The following is a 24,644-nucleotide window of genomic DNA, read 5'->3' as shown; positions in this document are numbered from 1 at the left end:
TTAAACGATATAAAGGCCTATCTAATAACGTTCTATTTAGCTATTGCATTTAATCGGTTAGATTGGTATAGTTATGAAAGTCGAAGCCTAACGTCGACTCTACCGGTAAAGTTAGCGTTTAATGTCATCAAATGAAAATCAACGATCATAAATGGTATGGTCGATAAAGCGAGGCTTATTGAGATGTTAAATGAAAAAGTTGTCCAAGAACAAATGAATTTTGATCAAGTAGATACCCAAGCCGTTACGGCGGTCCGAATGCTCAGTATGGATATGATCTCCCGGGCACGTTCCGGCCATCCAGGATTACCATTGGGCGCAGCGCCAATGGCGTATGTCTTATTTTCACGGCACCTGCGAGTGGATCCTTCGTTCCCGAAGTGGTTTAACCGGGACCGGTTCGTCCTCTCAGCGGGGCACGGTTCAGCCATGCTGTACAGTCTCCTGCATCTCAGTGGGTTTGCTGTGAGTCGGGATGACCTGATGCACTTCCGTCAATTGGGGAGTAAGACGCCCGGCCATCCGGAATTCGGAGTTACGCCAGGCGTTGATGCCACGACGGGTCCGCTGGGTCAAGGAATCGGTATGGCGGTCGGGATGGCCATGGCGGAGTCCCATTTGGCGGCGGAATACAACCGCGAAGACTACCCCGTTGTCGATCACTACACCTACGCACTCTGCGGGGATGGTGATCTGATGGAAGGGGTCGCGGCAGAAGCCGCCAGTCTGGCTGGTCAGTTGAACTTGAATAAGTTAATCGTTCTGTACGACTCAAACGATGTCTCTTTGGACGGGCCGTTGACGAACGCTTGTCATGACGATGTCGCCCAACGCTTTATCAGCTATGGCTGGAACTATTCGCGGGTCGCGGATGGCGATGACTTGGAAGCTATCGATGCGGCCATTACGGCGGCTAAGCGTAATCAGGATGGGCCGACCTTGATCGAGGTCAAGACGCAGATTGGGGCCGGTAGTCCCCATGCAGGGACCAATAAAGTCCACGGCGCGCCGTTAAGCCAAGCTGATTTGGCGGCAACACGGAACTTCTACGGGTGGGACAATGATCCCTTTACGGTTCCGGAAGCCGTCCATGATCGGTTCTTAAGTAGTATCAAGGCCCGGGGCTGGGCGAACCATCAAGAGTGGTCCAGTATGATCTCCCGGTATTCAGCCTTGGAACCCCAACTGGCAGCGCGCTTTGCCCAAGGGGTGAGTCAGACCCTTCCGAAGCATTTGGTAGACCAATTACCGGTCTACTATAAGAAGGACCGGTTGGCGTCACGAGTCAGCGGTCAGGAGACCCTCCAGCAGTTAAGTGCGTTGTGTCCCAATCTCTGGGGTGGCTCTGCCGACCTCTTTAGCTCGAATAAAACGGCGATTGCGGCCGATGATCGCTTCAGCGCAGCGAACCGGCAAGGACGGAACCTCTGGTTTGGTGTTCGGGAATTCGCGGAAGCAGCGGCGATGAACGGGATTGCCCTACACGGCGGGACCCGGGTCTTTGGCTCGACCTTCTTCGTCTTTTCTGACTACATGAAGGGGGCTATCCGGTTAGCGGCCCTGCAGAAGCTACCGGTGATCTACGTCTTCACCCACGACTCCTTAGCCGTTGGGGAAGATGGTCCCACGCACGAACCCGTGGAGCAGCTGGCAGCGCTCCGGGCCATTCCGGGGTTGACGGTTTTCCGGCCAGCAGACGGGAACGAAACGGTGGCGGCGTGGGCTGCGGCCTTAGAGGCCACCGATCATCCAACCGCTATCGTGTTGACGCGACAGGGCTTACCGACGCTACCTAAGCCGGCAGCCCGGGTGCACAGTGGTGTGAAACGTGGGGGTTACGTGGTCAGCGAAGCTCAGGGGACGGCGGAAGGAATCTTACTGGCGTCGGGTTCCGAAGTTCAGTTGGCGTTAGCCGCCCAGGCGCAACTCTTAGCGGCGGGACACGATGTACGGGTGGTTTCTCTGCCGAGTTTTGAACGGTTCAACGCCCAGTCGCAAGACTACCGTGAAAAGGTCTTGCCCCGTCGGTTACGGCGACGGGTCGCTGTCGAAATGGCTAGTGGGCTGGGATGGTGCCAGTACACCGGTCTCGATGGAGCTGTTATCTCACAAGACCAATTCGGTGCTAGTGGGGCGGGGGAACAGGTCATTACCATGGCCGGTTTCACGCCAGAACGGGTCGTACAGACTTATTTAGACCTTAACGCTTAAATTTACCAATGGTGTCGTCTATTAAACGGGAATCTCGTTTGATAGACGACATTTTTAGAACCCCGGGTTAAGACGGTGAGGTTAGTGCCGAACCAGGTGGATTTTAGACTAAGTTCTTTTTAACCATTTAGAGACTAAAGTGGCTTAGGTTCTAGTAAGTTGAGGTGATTATTGGTATATTGGGGGTAAAGGATTTGGAGGCGGTTTTATGGAAATTCGACGGATCAAAGTGCCGACGGCTTTGGTGTGGGCGACGCCAACCAGTGCTACGAAAGCGGACCAGTCGTACCTGGCTGATGGCGATATCTCAGCTTGGTTAAAGCAACTCAAAGATGCTGACCGGGAGCGGTTGGCCGACCAAAACGTCATCGTGACGGAGGCGCTATTCAACGATCGGGTCATTTTAGACCGGGTCGAAGGACAGTGGGCCCACATCTTTGTGACCAAGCAGAATAACCGGCAAGAGCGGCGGGGGTACCCGGGTTGGGTTCCCGTGGCGCAACTGACGGCGACGGACAGTGAATTGGATTACCCGACCACCACGGTGCGGTTGGTCCACCCGCAAACCGACCTTTTAGATGAGCAGGGACAAGTCGTCATGGCACTGCCAATGGGGACTATCTTGACCACCACGGGTCAGGATGCTCAAGAGATTCACGTGATGACACCATTAGGCGCGGGACTGATTGCGGCTTCTGCGGCGACGGTCAACGTGAGTGGAGCCGATGATGGGGACCGCTTATTGGCGTTAGGCCGGCAGTTCTTGGGGACCCCCTATCTCTGGGGCGGGATTACACCCCAGGGCTTTGACTGTTCGGGCCTGGTCTATGCGCTTCACCGGGCCTTGGATTACGCGGTTCCGCGGGACGCACAAGATCAATACGCCAATGGTTATCCGGTCGCGCCGGAGGAATTAGCGGTGGGCGACCTGGTCTTCTTCGCGACGGATCACGGCATGGGGACGATTCACCATGTCGGCATTTACGCGGGAGAAGGGCAGATGTTGCATGCGCCGAAACCGGGGCTAACGGTAGAAGTCATCCCGATGACCACGGCTAAGTATGCCGCAGAATATGCTGGGGCACGGCGTTTCTGGCAATAATAAGAATCTTCTAAGGTCCTCTTGAATTGGCGCTTTGGCGTCATTGACCTGCTATACTAAACATGTGAGTAGGATCCATTAATGACTTGAAAGAAGAGGACAATCAATGATGAAATTAAAACGCGTCATTCTCGGCTTGGCAACGGTGGTTGCGACACTGACCTTAAGTGGAATGGTCTTCGCCCATGCCGACACGACGGATACGACCAGTAGTTCAGCGACTAGCGGCAGTGCCGTACAAACTAAGGCATTATCCAAGGCCTACGTGGTGTACGGCTCCGGGTTGGCCAGTGAGGACAAGGACACGGTCGCAACCGCGTTGGGGGTAAAGTCAAATTACACAGCTCTCACCGTGACTGGAAGCGATTATGCCCAGTACCTGAACTCCGCGGGAACTAGTGATGCCAGCATGATCAGTTCGGTGTCTCTGGCGCCAGCGGACCCGGGCACGGGGGTCAAGGTCAACATTGCCGACTATAATGGTAGCAATAACATTACACAGGTAACCTCCCAACAGTATGCCATGGTCGCCACCATGGCCGGTGTTAAGGACGTGATTATTACGGTGACGGCGGATAAGACGGTTTCCGGTGAGTCTGCACTTACGGGGGTTTATAAGGCTTTAGCGACCGATGGCCTGAGCCTAAATGCCCAGAATACGCAGGCGGCTAACGGGGTCTTAGATGCCACCCAACCAGCGATCAATGCGAATAATGATGATAAAAAGTACCCTGGTAAGTTGATGGCGGCGGTGGGGTCCGTTTCCTCAGACCTCGCTAAGCAACGCCAAAACGGAGACGAGTTGGCGACTAAGGCGGACATTCAAGAGATGCTAGCCAAGGCTTTGGCTAAGCAGGGAATTTCTAGCCAAACGACGCAAACGCAGATCAATAACATTTCCATTGCGTTGAGCAAAGTCCAACAAGCCCCGGTCTCGACCAGTAAGAGCTATATCACCAATGTGACCAACGTGGCCAATAACTTGGCAAACAGTATTGGGAACAAAATGGCTAGCTTGAAAGACTTCGCCAACCGCGCCGATGCCCAACAGGCAGAGAACTTTATTGCACGGATCTGGAACAGTATTGTCAACTTTTTCAAAGGGTTATTCAACTAATTAAGACGGTGAGCGAATCAATGAGAGAGCAATCTCTCATTTTTTTGTGGCCATTTTTAAATTTCACAAACTAAGCGTTAGCACGGTCACTTGTAATATGCAAAATGGGGCTGGGCGTTAAACATGTAGCCTACAAGTAACCGCTTTGATAACGGTTGCTAACCGAATTTGTAAAAGTGAGAAAAATGATTGACATTTCGAAATGAACACTTGTTCCGTTTAAAGTGCCGGCTGTGTACTGATAGAATAGGATTTCAGGAAAAACTAAAAATTAGAAACCGCTTAACGCGAACAAACGTTTTTGACGGATAATCCGTTAAGGAATCCTTAATAATTCACAAGAATCGCGGAAAACGTGTGGTAAGATAAGTTTATGAGTCGTATTCACTATGAACCACCGCGACCGACTGGTGCGTACAGCTGGCGGTGCGGGAAAATCAAGGAATAAAAGGACGTGTGTGTGAAGATGAGTACAAGTCAACGGAAAACTAAAGTCGCAGTTGGCGTGGTTGGCGCTCTCGGAGCCTTAGCAGCCGGCGCACAATTGACCGCCAGTGCGAACAGCATTCAAGTACAAGCGGGAGACACCGTTTGGGGATTGTCCCAGAAGTACGGGGTCTCCATTCAGACGCTAGAAGAACAAAACTCACTAGACACGAACACCGACCTGATCTTTATTGGGCAACGGTTACAAGTTACCAAGAACAATCAAAAAACTTATACGATTAAATCTGGGGATACGCTGTGGGACTTAGCGCAACACTATCACACCACGGTGGCCGCACTGCAAAAGGCGAACCACCTGACGGGGGCCATGCTTAGCGTGGGCCAAAAACTGACGATCCCAACCGCGGGTGATGTGACGGGTACCCAGGCTGAATCGGTGGCACCAGTTATCAGTCAGAAGATTACCAAGCAAGCAAGTGCTTTCCAGGCCCAGATTCTCGCACAGCAACAGGCCGCGGCGAGCCAGCAGCAACAACGGCAATCGTCTGCATCAACGAATTCAGCGGCCACTCAATCGACGACTACGACTGGTCAATCGGCAACTGCGACCACCAGTGCGGCCGCTAGTGCCAGCAGCAGTAGTACCGTAGCCAAGACTTATCAGCACGCAGAATCTGCGACACCAACGTCGCGGGCCCAAACCACCACTGCGCAGCGTCAGTCTACATCGCAACAGCAGGCTACGTCCAAGGCGGCTCAGTCTAGCAGTGTGACGTCAGCTCAGTCCGCGACTACGGCGACGACTAGTTCGGCGGCCACGAGTCAGGCAACGGCTAAGGCGCCTTCCGCTAGTCAATCGAGTAGTTCAACCCAGTCTCAAAGTCAAGCCGTAACCACGACGCGGCAGGCAACGGTTAAGACGAAACAATCCAGCACGCAGTCACAGGCCATCCAAGCAACGCAGACCTCTCAGACGCCAGTTACCCGAGCTGCCACGACCAAGACGGTTAAGCAGGCCCCTAAGGCAGTTAAGACGCCTCGACGGGCTAAGATCAGTGCCTACCGCGCTAGCGTCAGCTCAAGCACGACTAATCGTGTGAGCCAGTCCCAACGGCAGGCGACGGCAACTAGTTCCAGTTCTACCGCCAGTGCAACCAGCAGTAGTGCGACTAGCACGGTTAGCCAGTCTAAGCAGGCAACGACGTCGACCACTGCAGCGAGCGCTAGTTCAACGACAACTAAGAAGAATACCGCTGGCTTGACTAGTGGTTCTGTGACGGGGTTAGCTTTAAAGCTAGCTAGTGCGAACATTCCGTACGTTTGGGGTGGTTCTTCATTGAGTGGGATGGACTGCTCTGGTTTCGTGGCGTACGTTTACCAGCATGCTAGCGGAATTAGCCTGCCACATAGTACGGTGGCCCAAGAGTCACGGGTCACGACGCACTCCGTTGCGTCCGCCCAACCCGGCGATCTGCTCTTCTGGGGAAGTAAGGGTGCCACCTACCATGACGCCATTTACTTAGGCAACGGTGAGTTCGTAGCCGCACCAGCGCCTGGTCAGAACGTTTCTGTCCAGACGATCAGTAAGTACTTCATGCCATCCTTTGCGGGGACGTTGAAGTAGGACTGATGGGGGCTTGTTTAGCCAAATTCAACAATTCGCTGAAAAAGATTAAGATAATCGTTAACAAATTGAAAACAGCGTGGTATTATCTTCCAGTAGTCATTTTATGGAACGATAATTTTCACCAAATTTGTTAAAGGAGTTGTTGAAGGTTATGAGTAATCGGATGGAGATTCTTGCGGAGTATCGGCAAGCGAATTCGCAATTAGCGACGCTTAAGCGGCAAGAGTCGGTTAACGTACAGGCTAGTCACGAGACCGTTACGATCGAACCCCGTTACGGGAACGAGATGACGTATCTCACCAATAAGTGCGCTCAGCTTGATATGATTCTGGAAGCAATGGATGCTTCGGAAGATTAATCTTAAACAAAACGACCATTAATTGGTCATAAAAGGTCCTCATCAAAGCCGTGGTGGTTTTGATGAGGACCTTTTTGGTGAGTAGACGTTAAAAAACGCAAGGAGCCAAGGCTCCTCGCGTTAGAAGTGAACTTAAATGGTGACGTCGACCCAAAAAGGATACTGGTCAATGCCAATATAGACGTCAAAGAAGCGGCCACCCATCTCTTCGCCGTCTAATTGCCCGTATTCGATAGCCGGGACGGTCAAATGGATATTGGCGGCCTGATAGTAGTGAACGGCCTTAGACGTTAAGTGACGCTTAAAGACCAGGCGTAGCGCTAACCAGAGAAGCTTGAAAAAGTTTGGCTTCTCAATGACCACTAAGTGTAATCGGTGGTCCGTGAGCGTGGCGTTAGGCGCAATTCCGACGCCACCCCCGAAGTAGGGGTGGTTGGTGGTGGTCACCAAAAAAGCGTTGGGGTAGATGTCACGTTGCTGCCCTACGTGGACCGTCAAAGTGAACCCCGTCTGGTTGTAATAAACGTCCAGGGCGGATGCCAGATAGGACAGGGAGCCGAGGTGGTGCTTATTGAGCCAGACCTTGGTTTTGGATTGGTTGGCTTGAGCGATAATCCCGGCGTCGAATCCGATCCCCAAGTTGTTGGTAAAGATGCCCCGTTCCTGCTTGATCGTTTCGTTATAGGTCCCGATATCGTAGGTGGTGGGGTGGGTGCACCGAATAATCTGGGTTAACGCGGTCTGCCAATCTAAAGCCATTCCCGCCCCCCGGGCAAAATCGTTACCAGAGCCTACGGGTAGGTAGGCCACTGGAATGGGATGTTGGCGGGGGTGTTGATTTAGCCCGTTAATGGCTTGATGCAACGTTCCGTCACCGCCAATGGCTAAAACGACCCAGTTCTGGTTCGCCTGGTCCGGAACTTGCTTGGCGAATTGTTCGCTTAGGAGGATGGCATGGTTGGGGTATTCTGAAGTGACCACTTGATAAGTCACTTGGTCGGCCGCCAACTGTTCTTTGATCTGGGGCCACAGGGTGCCAGCGCGACCACTCCCCGCATGCTCGTTTAAGATGATATAGTACTGGACACTCACCATACTGCTCCTCTCAATTTTTCTCTCTTGTATTATAACGGACTTTTTTCGGGCTGCCTAGTATTTCATGCACAACTTTATCAGCTCATAAGAAAAGGGATGCACTGAGGCATCCCTAATCGGAGTAAGCTACTTCGTCATGATAAACATTGGCAGAATCATTGGGTGCCGTTCCGTCTTTTCAAACAGGAAGTTTTGTAAATCATCGATGACGGCATTGCGAATCGAGGCTTCAGTCGCCTTCGGATTGCGCATGGCCCGCCGAATCGTCTGAAAGACGCGCCGACGACCTTCGTTTAGTAACTCACCGGATTCGCGCATGTAGACGAATCCGCGGGAAAGGAGGTCAGGGCCAACCTTGATCTCTTGATTTTTCAGGTCAATCGTTGCGACAACAACGACTAAACCTTCTTCAGATAATAATTGACGGTCGCGTAAGACCACGTTGCCAATATCACCGATACCGGAGCCGTCGATATAGACGTCGCCCGCAGCGAAGTGGCCCGCAATCCGGGCGGTATCCTTGGTCAATGCCAGGACATCCCCGTTTTGCAGAATGAAACTATGGTCCAACGGGACGCCACACTGTTCTGCCAGCTCGGTATGGATCTTTAGCATCCGGTATTCCCCGTGAATCGGCATGAAGAACTTAGGTTGCATCAGCCGGAGCATCAGCTTCTGTTCTTCTTGACCACCGTGACCGGAAGTGTGAATGTTGTTGACCTTACCGTGAATGACGGTTGCGCCAGCCTCTTCCAGCTCGTTGATCACCCGGTTTACGGAAATCGTGTTCCCAGGAATTGGGTTACTGGAGAAGACCACCGTATCGCCCGGTTGGATAGAAATCTGCCGGTGGGTCCCGTTAGCAATCCGTGAAAGGGCCGCCATGGGTTCACCCTGCGACCCGGTACATAGGATCATGACCTTGTCAGCGGGGAGGGAACGGATTGCGGTGGCGTCAACTAAGGCGTCATCGGGAATATTCAGGTAGCCCAGTTCCCGACCGTTGACGATGGCTGCTTCCATCGAACGACCGAAGACCGCAATCTTACGCCCATGGGCAAGGGCCGTTTCGCAAGCCGTTTCAATTCGCGAGATGTTGGACGCGAAGGTGGCAAAGATGACCCGACCTTCAACTTGGTCGAAGATCCGCCGAATGGATTTGCCGACCCATTTTTCGGACTTGGTCCAGATCGGACGTTCAGCGTTGGTACTATCGGACATCAAGCATAAGACCCCATCAGCACCTAACTTCGCCATCTTTTGTAGATCAGGCGGCTGGTTGGTAACGGGCGTCAGGTCGAACTTGTAGTCCCCCGTTTCGACAATGGTTCCTACCGGGGTATGGACCGCGATTCCCAGCGTATCGGGAATCGAGTGGGTCGTCCGGAAGAAGGAAACACTCATCTTGCGGAACTTGAGTACCGTATCATCGTCAATTGCGTGTAATTCGGTTGATTTCAGTAATCCGTGTTCTTCAAGTTTGTTCTTGATGAGAGCCAAGGCTAAGGGCCCTGCATAGACAGGGACGTTTAGCGCTTGTAGCAAATAAGGGATTCCGCCAATATGGTCTTCGTGGCCGTGGGTAATCACTAGCGCCTTGATTTTGGATTGGTTTTCAACGAGGTATTGGTAATCGGGGATAACGTAGTCGATCCCTAATAACTCATCTTCAGGAAATTTAATCCCAGCATCAATTAAGATGATTTCATCTTGAAACTGAATACCGTAAGTGTTTTTCCCGATTTCGCCTAATCCACCCACGCCAAAGATAGCGGTCTCGTTATTTTTGACGTTTAACTTGTTCATTCATTGAACTCCGTTAATTTGTAATTAGGATTCTGTTGCTCGTAAGCCAAGGTGTTACCCTCGATGGCTTCGAGAAACTCGATATTGTATTCCGTATGCTCCTCAACTTGGGCCCGGGCTTCAACTTCAGTGGCCGCTTCCAAATAGAGTGAGTGGGTATCCTCGCGCTTAGGATTCCGCTTTTTGTCCTCTTGGTAATAAACTTTGTAAATCACTAACAAGACTCCTTTGTTTAGTAGAGTTAATTCGTCCTATCTTAAGCGACGAATTAGATATTTTGTTCTTGCCGAACTGCGGGTTGCTTACACAACAATTAGCACAATTTTAGCATAGTTTCAGGAGATTGTATAGAATTACCACTAGACCGGAATTCATGCTATGATGAGATTAACCGAAAATCGAAATGGAGGAACCGCCATGGCCTTAATTATTGAGATCATTATTGGGATTATCATTGCGTGGGTGGTCTACGTGTTGATTCACCACATGGTGGTTCAACGGGCGACCCGGATCGTCCGGCACTCAGCGCAGACGGAGACCGATGTGGCGGTGCAAGCGGCAATACAACGCTTAGTTAACCAGGAGGTCCTGACCGAAGAAGAGGCGCAGTTGTCACCGTCCGTTACGGTGGCGGATGTCTGGGGACGCGGGGTGATGGCTTTTGAGTATACCATGACCGTGGGGATGGATACGGAGAAGCGGCTACCGCAGTTGGAGCAGGCTTTGAATTTGGCCCTGGATCGGTTTAGCGCGGATCATGAAATCCGGGGGTGTGTGCCGGGCTCGGCGTTCATCGTGAGTGACATCTGGGTCTACGAAGACCAGCTACACCTCGACGTGGCTTACTTAATGAATGAGTCGACCGTAGAATACCTACAGGACCTCAAGAAACTTAATGATCCGGTAATTCGTTAAAATTATCACAATATAATGACAGTATCTATAGTAGAAAAAAACGTCGTCCGATTTTTCGGACGGCGTTTTTAAGGTTCACTAGTCGATCATGACCATGTCATCATCGCGGGTGAAGGGTTGATCCTTGTTGATGTGATCGTAGAATAGAATGCCATGTAAGTGGTCAATTTCGTGTTGGCACACAATGGCGGGGTAGTTCTTTAAGCGTAATTGATGTTTTTCACCATTAACGTCGTAGTACCGAAGGGTGATGCGGTCGTGCCGGGGAACGAAGCCGGGAACGTCTTTATCGACGGACAAGCAACCTTCACCTTCCGTTAAGGCTCCGGCCTGAACGGATTCGGAGACGATGACGGGGTTGATGATCACGTCGGTGAAGGGGGATTCGCCGCCCTCTTCAGTCGGGGGAACTAGAACGGACGCCATCTTCTTAGAGACGCCGACCTGGGGCGCAGCTAATCCGACGCCGGCTCGTAAACCATACTTCTTACATTGTTCTGGATCTTGGGATACCACGAGGTATTCCATGAGGTCCTTTGCTAATTGTTGGTCTTCCGCAGACAACGGAAATTGAACGTCAGCGGCTTCTTGCCGCAGAACGGGATCGCCGTCGCGAACGATGTCTTTCATCAGAAACAAGGGCATTACCTCCGCAAAAATAATCGTAGTTACCAATTATTCTAGCATACTTTTTATGAAAAATGAAATGAAAAGAAAACGGTTTCGGTTTTCAAAAAAAACCGAAAATGGGAAACCGCCGGCCACAGTAGGGATTTGGCCGAATCCCTTATTTAATCTCAATGAAAGGGCTTGCAAGAATTATGAAAAAATGGTACTTTATAAACGTAGTCAGGAAACGCAACGTTGACTCACTTCTAGTTAACATTTCATATAAAGTGAAAGGAAAGTGTTACTTATGGCTAATGGAAGCAAACAGATTGTAGACTTTGCCAAAATCAAAGCTACGATGGCCGATTCATACAAACACCCGGTTCAAGTTATTGATCGGGAAGGTAAGGTTGTCGATCCAGATACGTTGGCAAAATATTCAGATGACCAGCTTGTTGACTTTATGAAGAAAATGGTTTGGGAACGTACTTTACACGAACAAACGATGAACTTCTCTCGTCAAGGTCGTCTGGGGTTCTATGCTCCAACTGCCGGTGAGGAAGCTAGTGAAATGGGTAGTGTCACGGCTTTCAAGGAACAAGACTTCTTGTTACCTGCTTACCGTGACCTCCCGCAAATGATTCAACACGGCGCAAGCGTTGCTAAAGGTTTCTTATGGTCCAAGGGTCATATTCAAGGGAATCAATACGATAACCCGAACATGATCTTCCCACAAATTATCATCGGTGCCCAATACGTTGAAACTGCCGGGGTTGCCCTGGGGATTCAAAAGAACGGCGACAAAGACCGCGTTGCCTTTGTTTACACCGGTGATGGTGGTACGTCACAAGGTGACTGGTACGAAGGGATTAACTTCACTTCTGCTTACCAAGCACCTGCTGTCTTCTTTGTTCAAAACAACGGCTGGGCAATTTCTGTCCCACGTCGTAAGCAAACTGCTGCTGAAACCTTAGCACAAAAGGCCGTTGCCATGGGTGTTCCTTCCGTCCAAGTTGATGGGATGGATATCGTGGCCGTTCACGAAGTTGCTAAGGAAGCACGTGAATTTGCCGCTGCCGGCAATGGTCCAGTGGTCATCGAAACCTTAACTTACCGTTACGGTGCTCACTCATCAGCCGGTGATGATCCTTCACGTTACCGGACTAAGGAAGAAGAAAAGCCTTGGTTCGATGCTGACCCACTCATTCGGATGCGTAAAGTTTTGACCGACAAGAAGCTTTGGTCTCAAGACCAAGAAGACAAGTTGGTTGAAGAATACAAGGACGAATTTAAGAACGCGATGAAGGAAGCAGAAGCTGCTCCAGCACAAAAGGTTTCCGACTTCTTGAAGTGGACTTACGATGTTCCTACTCCAGCGGTTAAGAAGCAAATTGCAGAATTTGAAGCAAAGGAGTCGAAGTAATCATGGCTAAAATGACGTACATCAAAGCGATCACTTCTGGACTAGATCAAGTCTTAAACGACGATTCAAAGACTCTGATCTTCGGTGAAGATGTTGGTAAAAACGGTGGTGTGTTCCGGACGACTGTCGGCTTGCAAGACAAGTACGGTGAAGACCGGGTATTCGATACGCCATTGGCTGAATCAGGTATCTTAGGCTTAGCAATTGGTCTGTCATTGACCGGTTGGCGTCCAATCCCAGAAATTCAATTTATGGGATTCACGTTCGAAGCCATGGACGGGATTGTTGGTCAATTAGCACGTGACCACTACCGGTTCGGTGGCCAAAAGAAGTTCCCTGTTACGATTCGGACACCATTCGGTGGTGGGACGCACACTGCTGAAATGCACTCCGATAACCTGGAAAACTACTTTGTTAGCACCCCAGGTCTGCGGGTGGTTACCCCTGCAAACCCATACGATGCTAAGGGCCTGATCATCTCCGCCGTTGAAAGCGACGATCCAGTTCTCTTTATGGAAAACTTGAAGCTTTATCGTTCAATGAAGGATGAAGTGCCAGATGACAAGTACACGGTTCCGTTGGACTCCGCTAAGGTAGTTCGTGAAGGTTCCGACGTTACGTTGGTTGCCTACAGTGCTGAAGTTAACGAAGCACTTAGCGCCGCAGATGCTTTAGCTAAGGACAACATCTCTGCTGAAGTTATTGACTTACGTTCCTTGTCACCAATCGACACGGACACGGTCTTTGCTTCCATCGACAAGACTCACAAGGTTGTTATTGTGCAAGAAGCACAACGGATGGCCGGAGTTGGTGCGATTGTTGCATCTGACATTGCCGAAGAAAAGATCATGTCCTTGGACGCCCCAATTGGCCGGGTAGCTGCGCCAGATAGCGTTTACCCATTTGCCCAAGCTGAAGGCGACTGGATTCCAAATGCTGACGACATCGAAGCTAAGGCTCGCGAAATCGTCAATTACTAAATTAAAATTTAAACGATAAAAATATCAATGTGGGAGACACCCTGCATTAAACGATAAGAAAGGAAGTTTTCCCATGGCTTATACGTTCAAACTCCCAGAACTGGGTGAAGGAATGGCCGAAGGCGAAATTTCTTCATGGCTAGTTAAAGAAGGAGACGAGGTTAAGGAAGACGACACGTTAGTCGAAATCCAAAACGATAAGTCTGTTTCCGAATTACCTTCTCCCGTTGCTGGGAAGGTTTCACAAATCGTCGCTCAAGAAGGCGACACGGTTGAAATTGGTGATCCACTGATCGTGATCGATGATGGTTCCGATACGGCACCTGACTTGACCAAGGCGAGTGACGCCGATGACGACGCAAAGGAAGAAGCACCTAAGGAAGAAGCTGCGCCAGCTCCTGAAAAGCCAGCTGCACCAGCTCCTGCCGCAGCCCCAACTGGGGTACCAGCTGCTTCTGATCCAAATAAGTTGGTTATGGCAATGCCTTCCGTCCGTCAATACGCACGGGACAAGGGCGTTGACATTACCTTGGTTGCCCCAACCGGGAACCACGGCCAAGTCTTGAAGGCTGACATTGATAACTTCAATGGTGCCGCTGCACCGGCTGCTGCCGCTGCTGCGCCAGCTGCTGAAGGCAAAGCCGCTGCTGGCCAAGCTATCAAGCCTTGGAAGTCCGATCAACCAGATTTGGAGACGCGTGAACCAATGTCTGCAATGCGGAAGATTATTGCCAAGAGCATGCGGACTTCTAAAGACATTGCCCCACACGTTACCTCATTTGATGAAGTTGACGTGACGAAGTTGATGGCTAACCGGAAGAAGTACAAGCAAATGGCTGCTGACCAAGACATTCACTTGACCTTCTTGCCTTACATCGTGAAGGCATTGGTTGCCACGATCAAGAAGTTCCCAGAACTGAACGCCTCGATTGATGACACTACCCAAGAAATTGTTTACAAACACTACTACAACATCGGGATTGCAACCAACACGGATGATGGTCTTTACGTACCAAACATCAAGGCTGCTGATACCAAGGGTATGTTTGAAATCGCTAAGGAAATCACGGAAAACACTCAAGCTGCTTACGACAAGAAGTTGAGTCCAGATTCCATGGCCGGTGGTTCTATCACCATTTCCAACGTTGGTTCTATTGGTGGCGGCTGGTTCACGCCAGTTATCAACCAACCAGAAGTTGCAATCTTAGGGGTTGGCCGAATTGAAAAGGCGCCAATCGTTAACGAAGATGGCGACATCGTAGTTGGTCGGATGATGAAGTTGTCCTTGAGTTACGACCACCGTCTGATCGATGGGGCGTTAGCTCAGAACGCTTTGAACTACATGAACAAGATGTTACACGATCCAGAATTGTTGTTAATGGAAGGGTAGGATAATATGGCAGATGTTGAAAAGAAGGACACCGTCATCATCGGTGCCGGACCCGGCGGTTACGTTGCCGCCATTCGGGCTTCCGAATTAGGCCAAAAGGTCACTTTGGTTGAAAAGTCCGATACTCTGGGTGGTGTCTGCTTGAACGTCGGTTGTGTCCCTTCAAAGGCCTTGATTCAAGCGGGACACCGTTTGGAACAAGCCAAAGATGGTTCAACTTACGGTATCTCAACGGATAACGCAACGATTGACTTCAAGAAGACTCAGGAATGGAAGCAAAAGAAGGTCGTTAATCGGATGACCAGCGGCGTTAAGATGCTGATGAAGAAGCACCACGTTGATGTGGTCAACGGGGAAGCGGTCTTCTTGAGCGACACCCAATTACGGGTGATTCCAACCGGTGAAAAGCAGTTCATGTCCGTGGATACTGGTGCGACTTACGAATACAATAACATCATTATTGCATCCGGTTCACACCCAATCGAAATCCCTGGCTTCAAGTTTGAAGGTCGGGTCGTCGATTCTACCGGTGGCTTGAATCTGCCTGAAATTCCAAAGGAATTCGTTGTTATCGGTGGTGGTTACGTTGGGACTGAATTAGCTGGTGCTTACGCTAGCTTAGGGGCTCACGTCACGATCATTGAAGGAACCAAGTCGATTCTGGCTGGCTTCGATAAGGACCTGGTTTCAGTTGTCCTGAAGAAGTTGAAGAAGAAGGGCGTTGACGTCATCACGAATGCGATGGCTAAGGGCTCCAAGCAAGATGACAACGGTGTTGAAGTTACTTACGCGGTCGATGGTAAGGAATCAACGGTTAAAGCTGATTACTGCATGGTGACGGTTGGTCGTAAGCCAAACACTGACAACCTTGGTTTGGAATACACGGGCGTTAAGATGAACGACCATGGCCAAATCGAAGTTGATAACCAAGGCCGGACGGCTTCCGAGCACATCTGGGCAATTGGTGACTGTGTTCCTGGTCCTGCATTGGCACATAAGGCCTTTGCTGAAGCCAAGACGGCTGCCGGTGCCATTGCTGGTAAGAAGACGGCTAACGACTGGGTTGGCGTTCCTGCTGTTTGCTTCTCTGATCCGGAAATTACGACTGTTGGGTACTCCAAGAGCCAAGCAACGGATAAGGGAATCAAGGTCAAGACGGCACAATTCCCATTTGCTGGGAATGCACGGGCCGTTTCACTGGACGCACCAGATGGCTTTGTTCGCTTCGTCTACACGGACGACGACAACAAGAACATCGTGGGTGCTCAAGCGGTTGGCCCAGAAGTCAGCACCATGGCTGGTGAACTGTCAATTATCGTTAACGACGGCTTGAACGTTGAAGACGTAGCGTTGACCATTCACCCACACCCAACGCTGAACGAACCAATTCAAGAAACTGCCGATATTGCTTTGGGCTTCCCAACGCATATCTAAGGTTTATGAAAAAGTTACTAAAGGAGGACTCCCGTTTGGGGGTCCTTTTTTAGTGGAATCGGCAGGAATGGGTGCTTGCGATTCTAAGCAGTTCACTTATAATTAAAGAAGATATTGGAGTCTAGTAAAGGAGGGGTGCCCATGGCCCCAACCATGATGATTCAAGGGGCATCGGACCAGGTCCGACAGCTCTTACAGCAGTTGTTGACAGCCGACTTACCCGTGACCTGTGTGGTGGTCCCAGAACGCGCGGAGGAAGCGCCAACTTATCAGCCGCTGGTGGTGGCTAGTGCGTTGTGTTCCCGACTAACGGTGCGCTTAGGGACAGCTGCGGATTATGGTCAGGCCCAGTGGTTGGTCTTGCTGGATCAACCCCACGCGGAGCGCCCGTTGACTGAACAATTAGCGGTATTACGGCGACTGACGAGTCGCGTCTTGGAAAATGGATTTCAGGGGCAGTTCGTCTTCGCAGGGGACCAGGATCAGGTGTTCACCTACTTTGCCTGGAAGTTTTCGGGAATTGCCCGGGAACGCGTCTGGGGGTTAGGAACGGCGCCGTTAGGACAACTCTTAACGGCGCGGCTAGCGGAGCGCTTGGCGGTGAGCCCCGATTCAGTCCGGACAACCGTGATCGGTCAAGCTAGCGAGCCCATCGTGGCGTGGAGCCGGACCTACGTGGGTCCCATCCCCATCTTGATGTATTTAGCCAATGCGGATGGACAGGTCAGTGCCGACGATTTAAGTCAGATGGAGACCTGGTTGCAGCGCGAGGCTACGGGTTCACTGACCACCTTGCGTTTGGTAAGTCTGATCAGTCTGTTACGGCGTCTTTTGGCGTACCAGGCCCCCATTATCTCGGTGACTCACCCGCAGGCCGTTAAGCCGGTTTTAGCGGCCTCGAGTCCGGTCTTAGTCACGCCGCAGGGGTTACGCGGGCTGACCGACTTGAGTTTGGCCGAAGGAGAGCAACAGGCTTATCAGCAGCAACTTGCTCGGATTCAAGACACCATTGCGGCGTTGACGGCCGCACAGACGGAGGGAAAATAAATGGCGACAACATCAAATTATGCGTATCCGTTACAACCAGACTGGTCGACCGACGATATTCTAATCGTTACGCGACTTTATCAGGCGGTCGAAGCGGCCTACGAACAGCCTCAAGGGATTGCAGCCCAGGAGCTGTTGACCGCGTACCGGGCGTTTCAGACGGTGGTTCCCCAGAAGTTTGAGGAAAAGCAATTGGGGCGTGCCTTTGAAGAGGTGTCTGGGTACAGTATTTACCGTACCGTGAAGCAGGCGCGGACGGCAACGGGATCAGTAAAAATGAAAGGAACGCGTTAACATGACAGAAACCAATTGGCAACAGTTACAGACCGATGTTGTTGCCTTACTCAAAGAAGCGCGGCGACAGGTTCTAGCCAAGATGCACCAGACCTTAACCGTGGATGAAAAGACTAGCCGCAAGGATCTAGTAACTAACGTGGATAAGGGGAACGAGCAGTTTCTGATTGGTGGGATTCGGCAATTGGACCCCCAAGCACAGATTCTGGGAGAAGAAGGCTTTGGTGATCAGCTGACCAGCATGGCTGGCCGCGTCTGGATCGTGGACCCCATTGATGGGACCATGAATTTTGTGAAACAGCGGGATAACTTTGCCATGATGATTGGGATTTACCAAGATGGTGTGGGCCAGTTGGGCTTTATTTATGATGTCATGAACGATGTCGTTTACGCCGGCGGTCCCGTTGTCGGCGGCGTTTGGGCGAATGATCAGCCGCTACTGGCGCCCGCCAATCTGGCTTTAGCGGATGGCTTGATTGGGATGAGTGCACCGTTAGTTATTCATGACGTGGCACACACGCAGGCTATCGTCCACGCCAGCGCAGGGATGCGAATCTACGGGAGCGCTGGGATTGAAATGATCAGTATTATGCGGGGGAAAACTTTAGGGTACATTTCACATTTGAAGCCGTGGGACTTTGCGGCCGGTCAAGTCTTATTGAATACATTAGGGATTCGGACCTCAACTATTGACGGACAGCCGCTCAATATGCTATCATCTAACCTTGTATTAGTAGCGACGGAACAAGCGCAACGTGATATTCTCCGAATTGAAGAAGATGACGTCTCACTGTGACACGGTCACAGTTTTTTTATGCGGCCGGGCGGTATGGATGGACTTTACCCTTGAATGACGCTACAATTAAGCGTGCTTACCTTGTTGTAAACATGCCGTGATCCATCTAATTCAACAAGCACGAAAGGAAGAAATATTCTTGAAAACCAGAGATGATATCCGTAACATTGCCATCATTGCCCACGTTGACCACGGGAAGACGACCCTTGTCAACGAAATGTTAAAACAGTCCGATACGTTGGACGAACACACGTCCATTGAGGACCGGGCTTTGGACTCTAACGCCATTGAACGGGAACGTGGAATCACGATCCTGTCGAAGAACACGGCGGTTCGTTACGGAGACAAACAAATCAACATCTTGGATACCCCAGGACACGCCGACTTTGGTGGTGAAGTTGAACGAATCATGCGCATGGTTGACGGTGTGCTGTTGGTTGTCGATGCTTACGAAGGAACGATGCCACAAACGCGGTTCGTTCTGAAGAAGGCCTTGGACCAACACTTAACGCCAATCGTTGTAATCAACAAGGTTGACCGTCCGGGCGCTCGTCCTTCTGAAGTTGTGGACGAAGTATTGGACCTGTTTATCGAATTAGGGGCCGATGAAGACCAACTGGACTTCCCAGTGGTTTATGCCTCTGCCATGAACGGGACGTCTAGCTTCGATCCTGACTTGGATACCCAAGAACACACCATGAAGCCAATCTTTGACACCATCGTTAAGCACATTCCAGCGCCAATCGACAACGAAGACGAACCTTTACAGTTCCAAGTTGCCATGCTGGATTACAACGACTTCGTTGGCCGGGTTGGTATCGGTCGGATTTTCCGAGGGAAGATCAAGGTCGGTGACAGCGTTACGGTTATGAAGTTGGATGGCTCGAAGCAAAACTTCCGGGTAACTAAGTTATTCGGGTACTTTGGTCTGAAGCGCTTGGAAATCAAGGAAGCTAAGGCCGGAGACTTGATTGCCGTTTCCGGGATGGAAGAAATCAACGTTGGGGAAACTGTTGTGGACCCAGCACACTTAGAGCCACTTCCATTACTGCGGATTGACGAACCAACCTTGAAGATGACTTTCCGGACTAACGACTCACCATTTGCTGGTCGTGAAGGGAAGTTTGTGACGTCTCGTCAAATCGAAGAACGGTTGAAGCGGGAGTTACACACTGACGTCTCATTGCGGGTCGACGACACGGATAACCCAGGTGCTTGGGTAGTCTCTGGTCGTGGGGAACTGCACTTGTCCATCTTGATTGAAAACATGCGGCGTGAAGGCTACGAATTACAAGCTTCCCGTCCAGAAGTTATCTACAAGACGATTGATAACGTGCGTTGCGAACCATTCGAATCCGTTCAGATCGATACGCCTGACGAATACACCGGTTCTATCATTGACACGCTTTCCAAGCGGAAGGGTGAAATGAAGAACATGGAAGCCGTTGGGAACGGTCAAACGCGGTTAACGTTCTTGGCACCTTCACGGGGCTTGATTGGGTACGCAACCGAATTCCTGTCCATGACGCGTGGCTACGGAATCATGAACCATACCTTCAGCAAGTACCTGCCAGTTATCAAGAACTGGAACCCTGGTCGTCGGAACGGGACGCTGGTTTCCATCAACTCTGGTAAGGTAACCACTTACGCCATCATGGCAATCCAAGACCGGGGGACGATCTTTACGCCTGCCGGAACGGAAGTTTACGAAGGGATGATCGTCGGTGAAAACAGCCGGGAAAACGACATCTCCGTGAACATCACGCGTGGCCGGAACCAAACTAACGTCCGGGCCGCCGGTTCTGAAGATATTGCGAAGGTTAAGACGCCATTAGTGATGTCTCTGGAAGAATCACTGGAATTCATCAACGAAGATGAATACTGTGAAATTACCCCAGAACACATTCGTCTGCGGAAGCAAATCCTGAACACGAGTGAACGGGAAAAGGCTGCCAAGAAGTTACGTCACGGGAATAACAAGTAAGTTAAATTTTAAGCGAAACTTTACCGGAAGTGGTACGGGTTGTCCCGTATAGCTTCCGGTTTTTTTGTCTGAAAAATTCATTAGGGGCTATGCTATAATGAAAATACTCAATAAAACGAGGCGTTAGCGCTGGGTACTTCTGGGGCTAACTGGCTAAAGGTAAGGGCGTTGGGCAACTCACGTCCTAAGTTCAGGTCATGAGCCAATCAGTCGGGCTGGTTGGCTTAGCGATGCCCAATTTTGGATGATCTGAATGAGTTGTGGTGAGACATTCAAACGGGATGAGCTGTTGATTGACGCACCATAAGCCACTGGTTAGTTGGTGGTAGTTGACTTGTCGCTGACCTAGCGACGGACTTGGAGCGAGTTAAACGATGCGAAAACTAAAGTATTTGGATTATTGGTTGATGGTTCCGTATCTGGTATTAAGTATCCTGGGAATCGTCATGGTGTATTCGGCGAGTGCCGATATTGGGTCCCAAAATGGCGGGAGTCCGTTTGGGTATCTGGTGAAGCAGACCATTTATGTCGGGTTAGGCCTAGGCATCTTATTGGTTACCTTATCGTTGAATTTACATAAGTTGCGCAATAAGACGCTGCAGCGTCGGCTATTGTGGGTGGCGTTACTCTCGTTACTGGGATTGTTCCTAGTAGGGAAGACCATCAACGGGGCGGCCGGCTGGTTTCGGATTGGGCCGGTGGGGATTCAACCCGCCGAGTTCATGAAGTTTTACCTGATTATTTTTGTGGCCTATTCTATTTCGAAGCGGCAAGATGATTTGGCGGAAAATTACGGCTGGTGGTCGACGTTTATGGAGCCCATCGTGATTACGGCCTGTATCGTCGGTCTGATCCTGGCGCAACCGGATTTAGGGGGAGCGGCCATTAACGCCACCATTGCGGTGGTGATGTTTCTAGCTAGTGGGTTTAATTATAAACGGGCGAGTGCGTACCTAGTGGGCTTTGTCTTGCTCGCGGTCTTCGTGGTCTTGCCGGTCTTAACGTGGTTGTCTCAGATGAGTTTTGCCAAGAATTCGTATAAGTTACAGCGAATCGTGGCGTTTACGCACCCTTTCGCCAATTCACAAGATTCTGGTCAACAATTAGTGAACTCGTACTATGCACTAAGTAACGGGGGCGTCTTTGGTGTTGGGTTAGGGAATAGTATCCAAAAGACGGGGTACTTACCGGAACCTAATACGGACTTTATCATGGCGATTCTGGCTGAGGAGCTGGGGCTGGTGACCGCGTTGTTCGTGATTACCTTGTTATTTATCATGATTATCCGAATCGTCTATATTGGGAAGAATTGTCACTCGGCCTACTATGGGTTAATCTGTTACGGTGCGGCGACTTACCTGACCGTGCAGTCGTTCTTTAACTTAGGCGGGGTCTTGGGGATGCTGCCCATTACGGGGGTCACGTTCCCGTTCATTAGTTATGGGGGGTCCAGTACGTTAACGCTGGCCCTAGTCTTTGGGGTAGTCTTGAATATTAGTGCCCGCCAGAAGGGGTATCAGCCGCAAGTTGCGGCTCCCACAGAAGAAAACGAGTAAAGGAGATGGGAATTATGGCGTTTACGATGCAACCGCGTCAGAGCTTGATCGTCTACACTTATAGCTTGAAGCAGACGCGTCAATTAAAACGTTACGGGACCGTGATGTATGTCTCGAAGAAGATGCGGTACGTGGTCCTGTATGTGAACCGTGAGGATGTTGAGAAATTAACGGGCCAGTTGAAACAACTGCGGTTCGTGAAACGGGTCGTCCCGTCGAATTGACCACAGATTAGCGAGACGTTCAACGGTGTGAGCGATAAGTTGAGCGAAACTGATGAAGCAAAGGATGATGAAGCATGAGAATCGTAGCAGGGGACTTTGGTGGTCGCCGGTTAAAGGCTGTCCCGGGGATGGCCACCCGGCCCACCACGGATAAGGTCAAGGAAGCCATGTTTAACATTATCGGCCCGTACTTTGAAGGTGGTCAAAGCCTCGACTTGTTTGCGGGGTCGGGGGGACTCAGCATCGAAGCCGTTTCGCGGGGCATTGATCGTGCGGTCTTGATTGACCGGCAGTACGCGGCCATCAAAACGATCAAGGACAACGTGGCGGTGACCAAGGCTCCTGAACGCTTTACCATTTTAAAGCGGGATGCGAACCGGGCGGTACAGGAGTTGGCCCGGCAAGGCGAACAATTTAGCCTAGTCTTTTTCGACCCGCCGTACGCCCAGCAAAAGATTGTGGATCAGATGACCCAGTTGCGCGAACTGCATTTATTGGCGCCAGGAGCACGGATCGTGTGCGAGACCGATCAGAATGCAGAGCTGCCGGATGAGGTGTCGGGATACGAGTTTGTTGAACGGCGCACTTACGGGATTACCGTTTTGACAATCTATGCGTTAGGAAGTGAGTCAGCATGACGATTGCGGTCTTTCCCGGCAGTTTTGACCCACTGACTAACGGTCACCTGGACTTGATCACGCGCGCGAGTCGGTTGGTCGATCAGTTAGTGGTGGTCGTTGGGCAGAATACGGCGAAAACGGGTGTTTTTACACCGGAAGAACGGATGGCTTTTATTCAACAGAGTGTCCAGCAGTTGCCAAACGTGACGGTCCGGATTGAGTCTGGCCTGACCGTGGATTTCATGCACGCCATGCACGCAACGGTGTTGATTCGGGGGTTGCGGAATAGTACGGACTTTGAGTACGAACAAGGAATCGCGGGAATGAACCGGCATCTCGATGCGACTATCGAGACGGTTTGTTTGATGGCGGATGCCCGCTACCAGTTCGTATCTTCGAGCCTATTACGCGAAGTTGCAAAATTCGGCGGTGATTTGACGGGCCTGGTGCCACCAGCAGTGGCAGCCGCCCTACAAGCGCGCTTAGGAAGTGGCAATTAAGATGAAACGATTACGACAGCTCTCGCGGCGGCAGTGGTGGCAGATCTTAGGGACGGCACTGGCCGTTGTCGCGATTTTGGCCTTCTTTCTCTTTCCCTTACCCCGGTACATTGAAGGGCCGGGAGAAGCGGACGATCTTAAGACGTTTGTGAAGATGCCGGGCCATGCGGATAAGCGGTCGGGAAAGTTCATGATTACGTCGGTGGCGTTGGCACAAGCCCGCCCGGTAAGCTATCTCTACGCGAAGTTCAACCCCTATTACACGATTGAACCGGTTGAGGCCGTGACCGGGGGCGAAAGCAACGCGACTTACGATAAGGTCCAGAACTTCTACATGCAAAGTGCCATCAATGAAGCCATTTATACGGCTTACCATGCTGCCAAGCGTCCAGTTAAGCGGCAGTATCTAGGAATCTATGTGCTTAGCGTCGACGCAAATTCGCCATTCAAACGGCAATTAAAGGTAGGGGATACCGTGACCAAGGTCAATGGTCACCACTTTGATCAGATGATTGGTTATCAGCGCTATATTCAGCGGCAACCCGTGGGGGCTAAGGCCACGATTACGTTTAAGCATAATCAACAGACGAAGACGGCGACCGCTAAGCTGATGCGATTGCCCACTAAGAAGGCCGGTATCGGCATCACGCTGACGGATAACGTAAAAGTGACGCCTAAGACCAAGGTGACGGTGGATCCAGGAAACATTGGTGGCCCCTCTGGAGGGTTAATGTTTAGCCTCCAGATCTATCAACAGCTGACCGGTGAGAATTTACGACAGGGTCGTAAAATTGCCGGTACGGGAACGGTCGATAGTGACGGTAACGTGGGTGAAATCGGGGGAATCGACAAAAAGATTATTGCGGTGAAACGAGCCGGTGCAACGGTCTTCTTTGCCCCCTACATCAAACCGAATAAGTTGATTCTAAAGTACGAAGAGAACCACCAAACCAACTATCAGTTGGCTAAGGCCACGGCGAAGCGTTATGCGCCGAAGATGAAGGTGGTCCCGGTGACCTCCTTTAAAGACGCGGTACAGTACTTAAAGACCCATCCGAATAAGTAAAGCGAGAATCTTTTCGTTACGGCGAAAGGATTTTTTTGCGTAA

General features: G+C 50.9%; 22 protein-coding genes and 1 pseudogene. 19 read left to right on the top strand and 4 right to left on the bottom strand.

Annotated features, from left to right (window positions below; translation table 11 throughout):
• The first annotated feature begins 183 nt into the window (after positions 1-183).
• The 5 genes from tkt to RIN67_RS07800 all read left to right on the top strand — a co-directional run bounded on the left by tkt (position 184) and on the right by RIN67_RS07800 (position 6,862).
• Positions 184-2,211 carry a transketolase gene (gene tkt / locus RIN67_RS07820; protein ID WP_313825939.1) on the top strand — a complete coding sequence of 676 codons (2,028 nt, stop codon included), beginning with the start codon at positions 184-186 and terminating at the stop codon, positions 2,209-2,211.
• A gap of 208 nt (positions 2,212-2,419) precedes the next feature.
• Complete coding sequence (locus RIN67_RS07815; RefSeq protein WP_264999292.1) at positions 2,420-3,313, top strand: C40 family peptidase; 894 nt, start codon at positions 2,420-2,422, stop codon at positions 3,311-3,313.
• A 109-nt stretch (positions 3,314-3,422) separates the two neighbouring features.
• Positions 3,423-4,430, top strand: a complete 1,008-nt coding sequence (locus tag RIN67_RS07810) for a DUF1002 domain-containing protein (RefSeq protein ID WP_024746090.1) — start codon at positions 3,423-3,425, stop codon at positions 4,428-4,430.
• Between the two features lie 466 nt (positions 4,431-4,896).
• Positions 4,897-6,501 (top strand): LysM peptidoglycan-binding domain-containing protein, encoded by a 1,605-nt coding sequence (locus RIN67_RS07805; RefSeq protein WP_264999293.1) that lies wholly within the window; start codon positions 4,897-4,899, stop codon positions 6,499-6,501.
• A gap of 154 nt (positions 6,502-6,655) precedes the next feature.
• Positions 6,656-6,862, top strand: a complete 207-nt coding sequence (locus tag RIN67_RS07800; protein ID WP_024746092.1) for a hypothetical protein — start codon at positions 6,656-6,658, stop codon at positions 6,860-6,862.
• A 132-nt stretch (positions 6,863-6,994) separates the two neighbouring features.
• Here RIN67_RS07800 and RIN67_RS07795 read toward each other — a convergent pair whose 3' ends face one another.
• From RIN67_RS07795 to RIN67_RS07785, 3 genes are all read right to left on the bottom strand, one after another.
• Positions 6,995-7,957, bottom strand: a complete 963-nt coding sequence (locus RIN67_RS07795) for a diacylglycerol/lipid kinase family protein (protein ID WP_264999294.1) — start codon at positions 7,955-7,957, stop codon at positions 6,995-6,997.
• Positions 7,958-8,083: 126 nt separating this feature from the next.
• Positions 8,084-9,763, bottom strand: coding sequence for a ribonuclease J1 (gene rnjA / locus RIN67_RS07790; RefSeq protein ID WP_313825940.1), 1,680 nt, complete (start codon positions 9,761-9,763; stop codon positions 8,084-8,086).
• On the bottom strand, positions 9,760-9,978 hold the full coding sequence (locus tag RIN67_RS07785) for a DNA-directed RNA polymerase subunit epsilon (protein ID WP_024746095.1): 219 nt from the start codon (positions 9,976-9,978) through the stop codon (positions 9,760-9,762). The genes rnjA and RIN67_RS07785 overlap by 4 nt, the downstream gene beginning before the upstream one ends.
• 202 nt (positions 9,979-10,180) lie before the next feature.
• Here RIN67_RS07785 and RIN67_RS07780 point away from each other — a divergent pair, with 202 nt between their 5' ends.
• Entirely contained in the window at positions 10,181-10,678 is a 498-nt protein-coding gene (locus tag RIN67_RS07780) for a hypothetical protein (RefSeq protein ID WP_264999296.1), read from the top strand.
• Positions 10,679-10,756: 78 nt separating this feature from the next.
• On the opposite strand, the gene def is transcribed toward RIN67_RS07780, so the two are convergent.
• A complete protein-coding gene (gene def / locus RIN67_RS07775) occupies positions 10,757-11,317 on the bottom strand; it encodes a peptide deformylase (protein WP_107738633.1) in 561 nt (186 codons plus the stop codon).
• 277 nt (positions 11,318-11,594) lie between these two features.
• On the opposite strand from def, the gene pdhA reads away from it, so the two are divergent.
• The 13 genes and pseudogenes from pdhA (at position 11,595) to RIN67_RS07710 (ending at position 24,601) form a co-directional block, all read left to right on the top strand.
• Positions 11,595-12,710 carry a pyruvate dehydrogenase (acetyl-transferring) E1 component subunit alpha gene (pdhA, locus tag RIN67_RS07770; RefSeq protein WP_313825941.1) on the top strand — a complete coding sequence of 372 codons (1,116 nt, stop codon included), beginning with the start codon at positions 11,595-11,597 and terminating at the stop codon, positions 12,708-12,710.
• A 2-nt stretch (positions 12,711-12,712) separates the two neighbouring features.
• The gene (locus RIN67_RS07765; protein ID WP_313825942.1) at positions 12,713-13,690 is read left to right on the top strand and encodes an alpha-ketoacid dehydrogenase subunit beta; all 978 of its coding nucleotides are present in this window, start codon (positions 12,713-12,715) and stop codon (positions 13,688-13,690) included.
• Between the two features lie 73 nt (positions 13,691-13,763).
• A complete protein-coding gene (locus RIN67_RS07760) occupies positions 13,764-15,080 on the top strand; it encodes a 2-oxo acid dehydrogenase subunit E2 (protein ID WP_264999298.1) in 1,317 nt (438 codons plus the stop codon).
• 6 nt (positions 15,081-15,086) lie between these two features.
• Positions 15,087-16,514: a dihydrolipoyl dehydrogenase gene (lpdA, locus tag RIN67_RS07755; RefSeq protein ID WP_264999299.1), complete on the top strand. Its 1,428-nt coding sequence runs from the start codon at positions 15,087-15,089 to the stop codon at positions 16,512-16,514.
• A gap of 141 nt (positions 16,515-16,655) precedes the next feature.
• Positions 16,656-17,561: a lactate dehydrogenase gene (locus RIN67_RS07750; protein ID WP_264999300.1), complete on the top strand. Its 906-nt coding sequence runs from the start codon at positions 16,656-16,658 to the stop codon at positions 17,559-17,561.
• Positions 17,562-17,855 carry a UPF0223 family protein gene (locus RIN67_RS07745; protein WP_264999301.1) on the top strand — a complete coding sequence of 98 codons (294 nt, stop codon included), beginning with the start codon at positions 17,562-17,564 and terminating at the stop codon, positions 17,853-17,855.
• Between the two features lies 1 nt (position 17,856).
• Positions 17,857-18,651, top strand: coding sequence for an inositol monophosphatase family protein (locus RIN67_RS07740; protein WP_264999302.1), 795 nt, complete (start codon positions 17,857-17,859; stop codon positions 18,649-18,651).
• Positions 18,652-18,790: 139 nt separating this feature from the next.
• On the top strand, positions 18,791-20,635 hold the full coding sequence (typA, locus tag RIN67_RS07735) for a translational GTPase TypA (protein WP_024746105.1): 1,845 nt from the start codon (positions 18,791-18,793) through the stop codon (positions 20,633-20,635).
• A gap of 374 nt (positions 20,636-21,009) precedes the next feature.
• Positions 21,010-22,191, top strand: a complete 1,182-nt coding sequence (locus RIN67_RS07730; RefSeq protein ID WP_264999303.1) for an FtsW/RodA/SpoVE family cell cycle protein — start codon at positions 21,010-21,012, stop codon at positions 22,189-22,191.
• A 14-nt stretch (positions 22,192-22,205) separates the two neighbouring features.
• Positions 22,206-22,493 (top strand): annotated as a pseudogene (locus RIN67_RS07725) (YlbG family protein).
• Positions 22,490-23,053 carry a 16S rRNA (guanine(966)-N(2))-methyltransferase RsmD gene (gene rsmD, locus RIN67_RS07720; RefSeq protein WP_264999304.1) on the top strand — a complete coding sequence of 188 codons (564 nt, stop codon included), beginning with the start codon at positions 22,490-22,492 and terminating at the stop codon, positions 23,051-23,053. Before RIN67_RS07725 ends, rsmD begins: the two are co-directional and overlap by 4 nt.
• Complete coding sequence (gene coaD, locus RIN67_RS07715; protein WP_264999305.1) at positions 23,050-23,535, top strand: pantetheine-phosphate adenylyltransferase; 486 nt, start codon at positions 23,050-23,052, stop codon at positions 23,533-23,535. The genes rsmD and coaD overlap by 4 nt, the downstream gene beginning before the upstream one ends.
• A gap of 1 nt (position 23,536) precedes the next feature.
• Positions 23,537-24,601, top strand: a complete 1,065-nt coding sequence (locus RIN67_RS07710) for a SepM family pheromone-processing serine protease (protein WP_264999306.1) — start codon at positions 23,537-23,539, stop codon at positions 24,599-24,601.
• Positions 24,602-24,644: the final 43 nt, after the last annotated feature.

Source organism: Levilactobacillus namurensis (assembly GCF_032197885.1).
Taxonomy (GTDB): Bacteria; Bacillota; Bacilli; order Lactobacillales; family Lactobacillaceae; genus Levilactobacillus; species Levilactobacillus namurensis_A.
The sequence above is the reverse complement of the archived record's forward strand: the minus strand, read 5'-3'. Positions and strand labels throughout refer to the sequence as shown.

Excerpts from the sequence above, each read along its gene's own strand:
- RIN67_RS07815 (WP_264999292.1), top strand. The coding sequence starts at position 2,420 with ATGGAAATTCGACGGATCAAAGTGCCGACGGCTTTGGTGTGGGCGACG.
- RIN67_RS07760 (WP_264999298.1), top strand. The coding sequence starts at position 13,764 with ATGGCTTATACGTTCAAACTCCCAGAACTGGGTGAAGGAATGGCCGAA.
- RIN67_RS07800 (WP_024746092.1), top strand. The coding sequence starts at position 6,656 with ATGAGTAATCGGATGGAGATTCTTGCGGAGTATCGGCAAGCGAATTCG.
- RIN67_RS07745 (WP_264999301.1), top strand. The coding sequence starts at position 17,562 with ATGGCGACAACATCAAATTATGCGTATCCGTTACAACCAGACTGGTCG.
- RIN67_RS07795 (WP_264999294.1), bottom strand. The coding sequence starts at position 7,957 with ATGGTGAGTGTCCAGTACTATATCATCTTAAACGAGCATGCGGGGAGT.
- RIN67_RS07780 (WP_264999296.1), top strand. The coding sequence starts at position 10,181 with ATGGCCTTAATTATTGAGATCATTATTGGGATTATCATTGCGTGGGTG.
- tkt (WP_313825939.1), top strand. The coding sequence starts at position 184 with ATGTTAAATGAAAAAGTTGTCCAAGAACAAATGAATTTTGATCAAGTA.
- RIN67_RS07710 (WP_264999306.1), top strand. The coding sequence starts at position 23,537 with ATGAAACGATTACGACAGCTCTCGCGGCGGCAGTGGTGGCAGATCTTA.
- rnjA (WP_313825940.1), bottom strand. The coding sequence starts at position 9,763 with ATGAACAAGTTAAACGTCAAAAATAACGAGACCGCTATCTTTGGCGTG.
- RIN67_RS07810 (WP_024746090.1), top strand. The coding sequence starts at position 3,423 with ATGAAATTAAAACGCGTCATTCTCGGCTTGGCAACGGTGGTTGCGACA.
- pdhA (WP_313825941.1), top strand. The coding sequence starts at position 11,595 with ATGGCTAATGGAAGCAAACAGATTGTAGACTTTGCCAAAATCAAAGCT.
- RIN67_RS07805 (WP_264999293.1), top strand. The coding sequence starts at position 4,897 with ATGAGTACAAGTCAACGGAAAACTAAAGTCGCAGTTGGCGTGGTTGGC.
- RIN67_RS07730 (WP_264999303.1), top strand. The coding sequence starts at position 21,010 with ATGCGAAAACTAAAGTATTTGGATTATTGGTTGATGGTTCCGTATCTG.
- RIN67_RS07750 (WP_264999300.1), top strand. The coding sequence starts at position 16,656 with ATGGCCCCAACCATGATGATTCAAGGGGCATCGGACCAGGTCCGACAG.
- rsmD (WP_264999304.1), top strand. The coding sequence starts at position 22,490 with ATGAGAATCGTAGCAGGGGACTTTGGTGGTCGCCGGTTAAAGGCTGTC.
- lpdA (WP_264999299.1), top strand. The coding sequence starts at position 15,087 with ATGGCAGATGTTGAAAAGAAGGACACCGTCATCATCGGTGCCGGACCC.
- RIN67_RS07765 (WP_313825942.1), top strand. The coding sequence starts at position 12,713 with ATGGCTAAAATGACGTACATCAAAGCGATCACTTCTGGACTAGATCAA.
- coaD (WP_264999305.1), top strand. The coding sequence starts at position 23,050 with ATGACGATTGCGGTCTTTCCCGGCAGTTTTGACCCACTGACTAACGGT.
- RIN67_RS07740 (WP_264999302.1), top strand. The coding sequence starts at position 17,857 with ATGACAGAAACCAATTGGCAACAGTTACAGACCGATGTTGTTGCCTTA.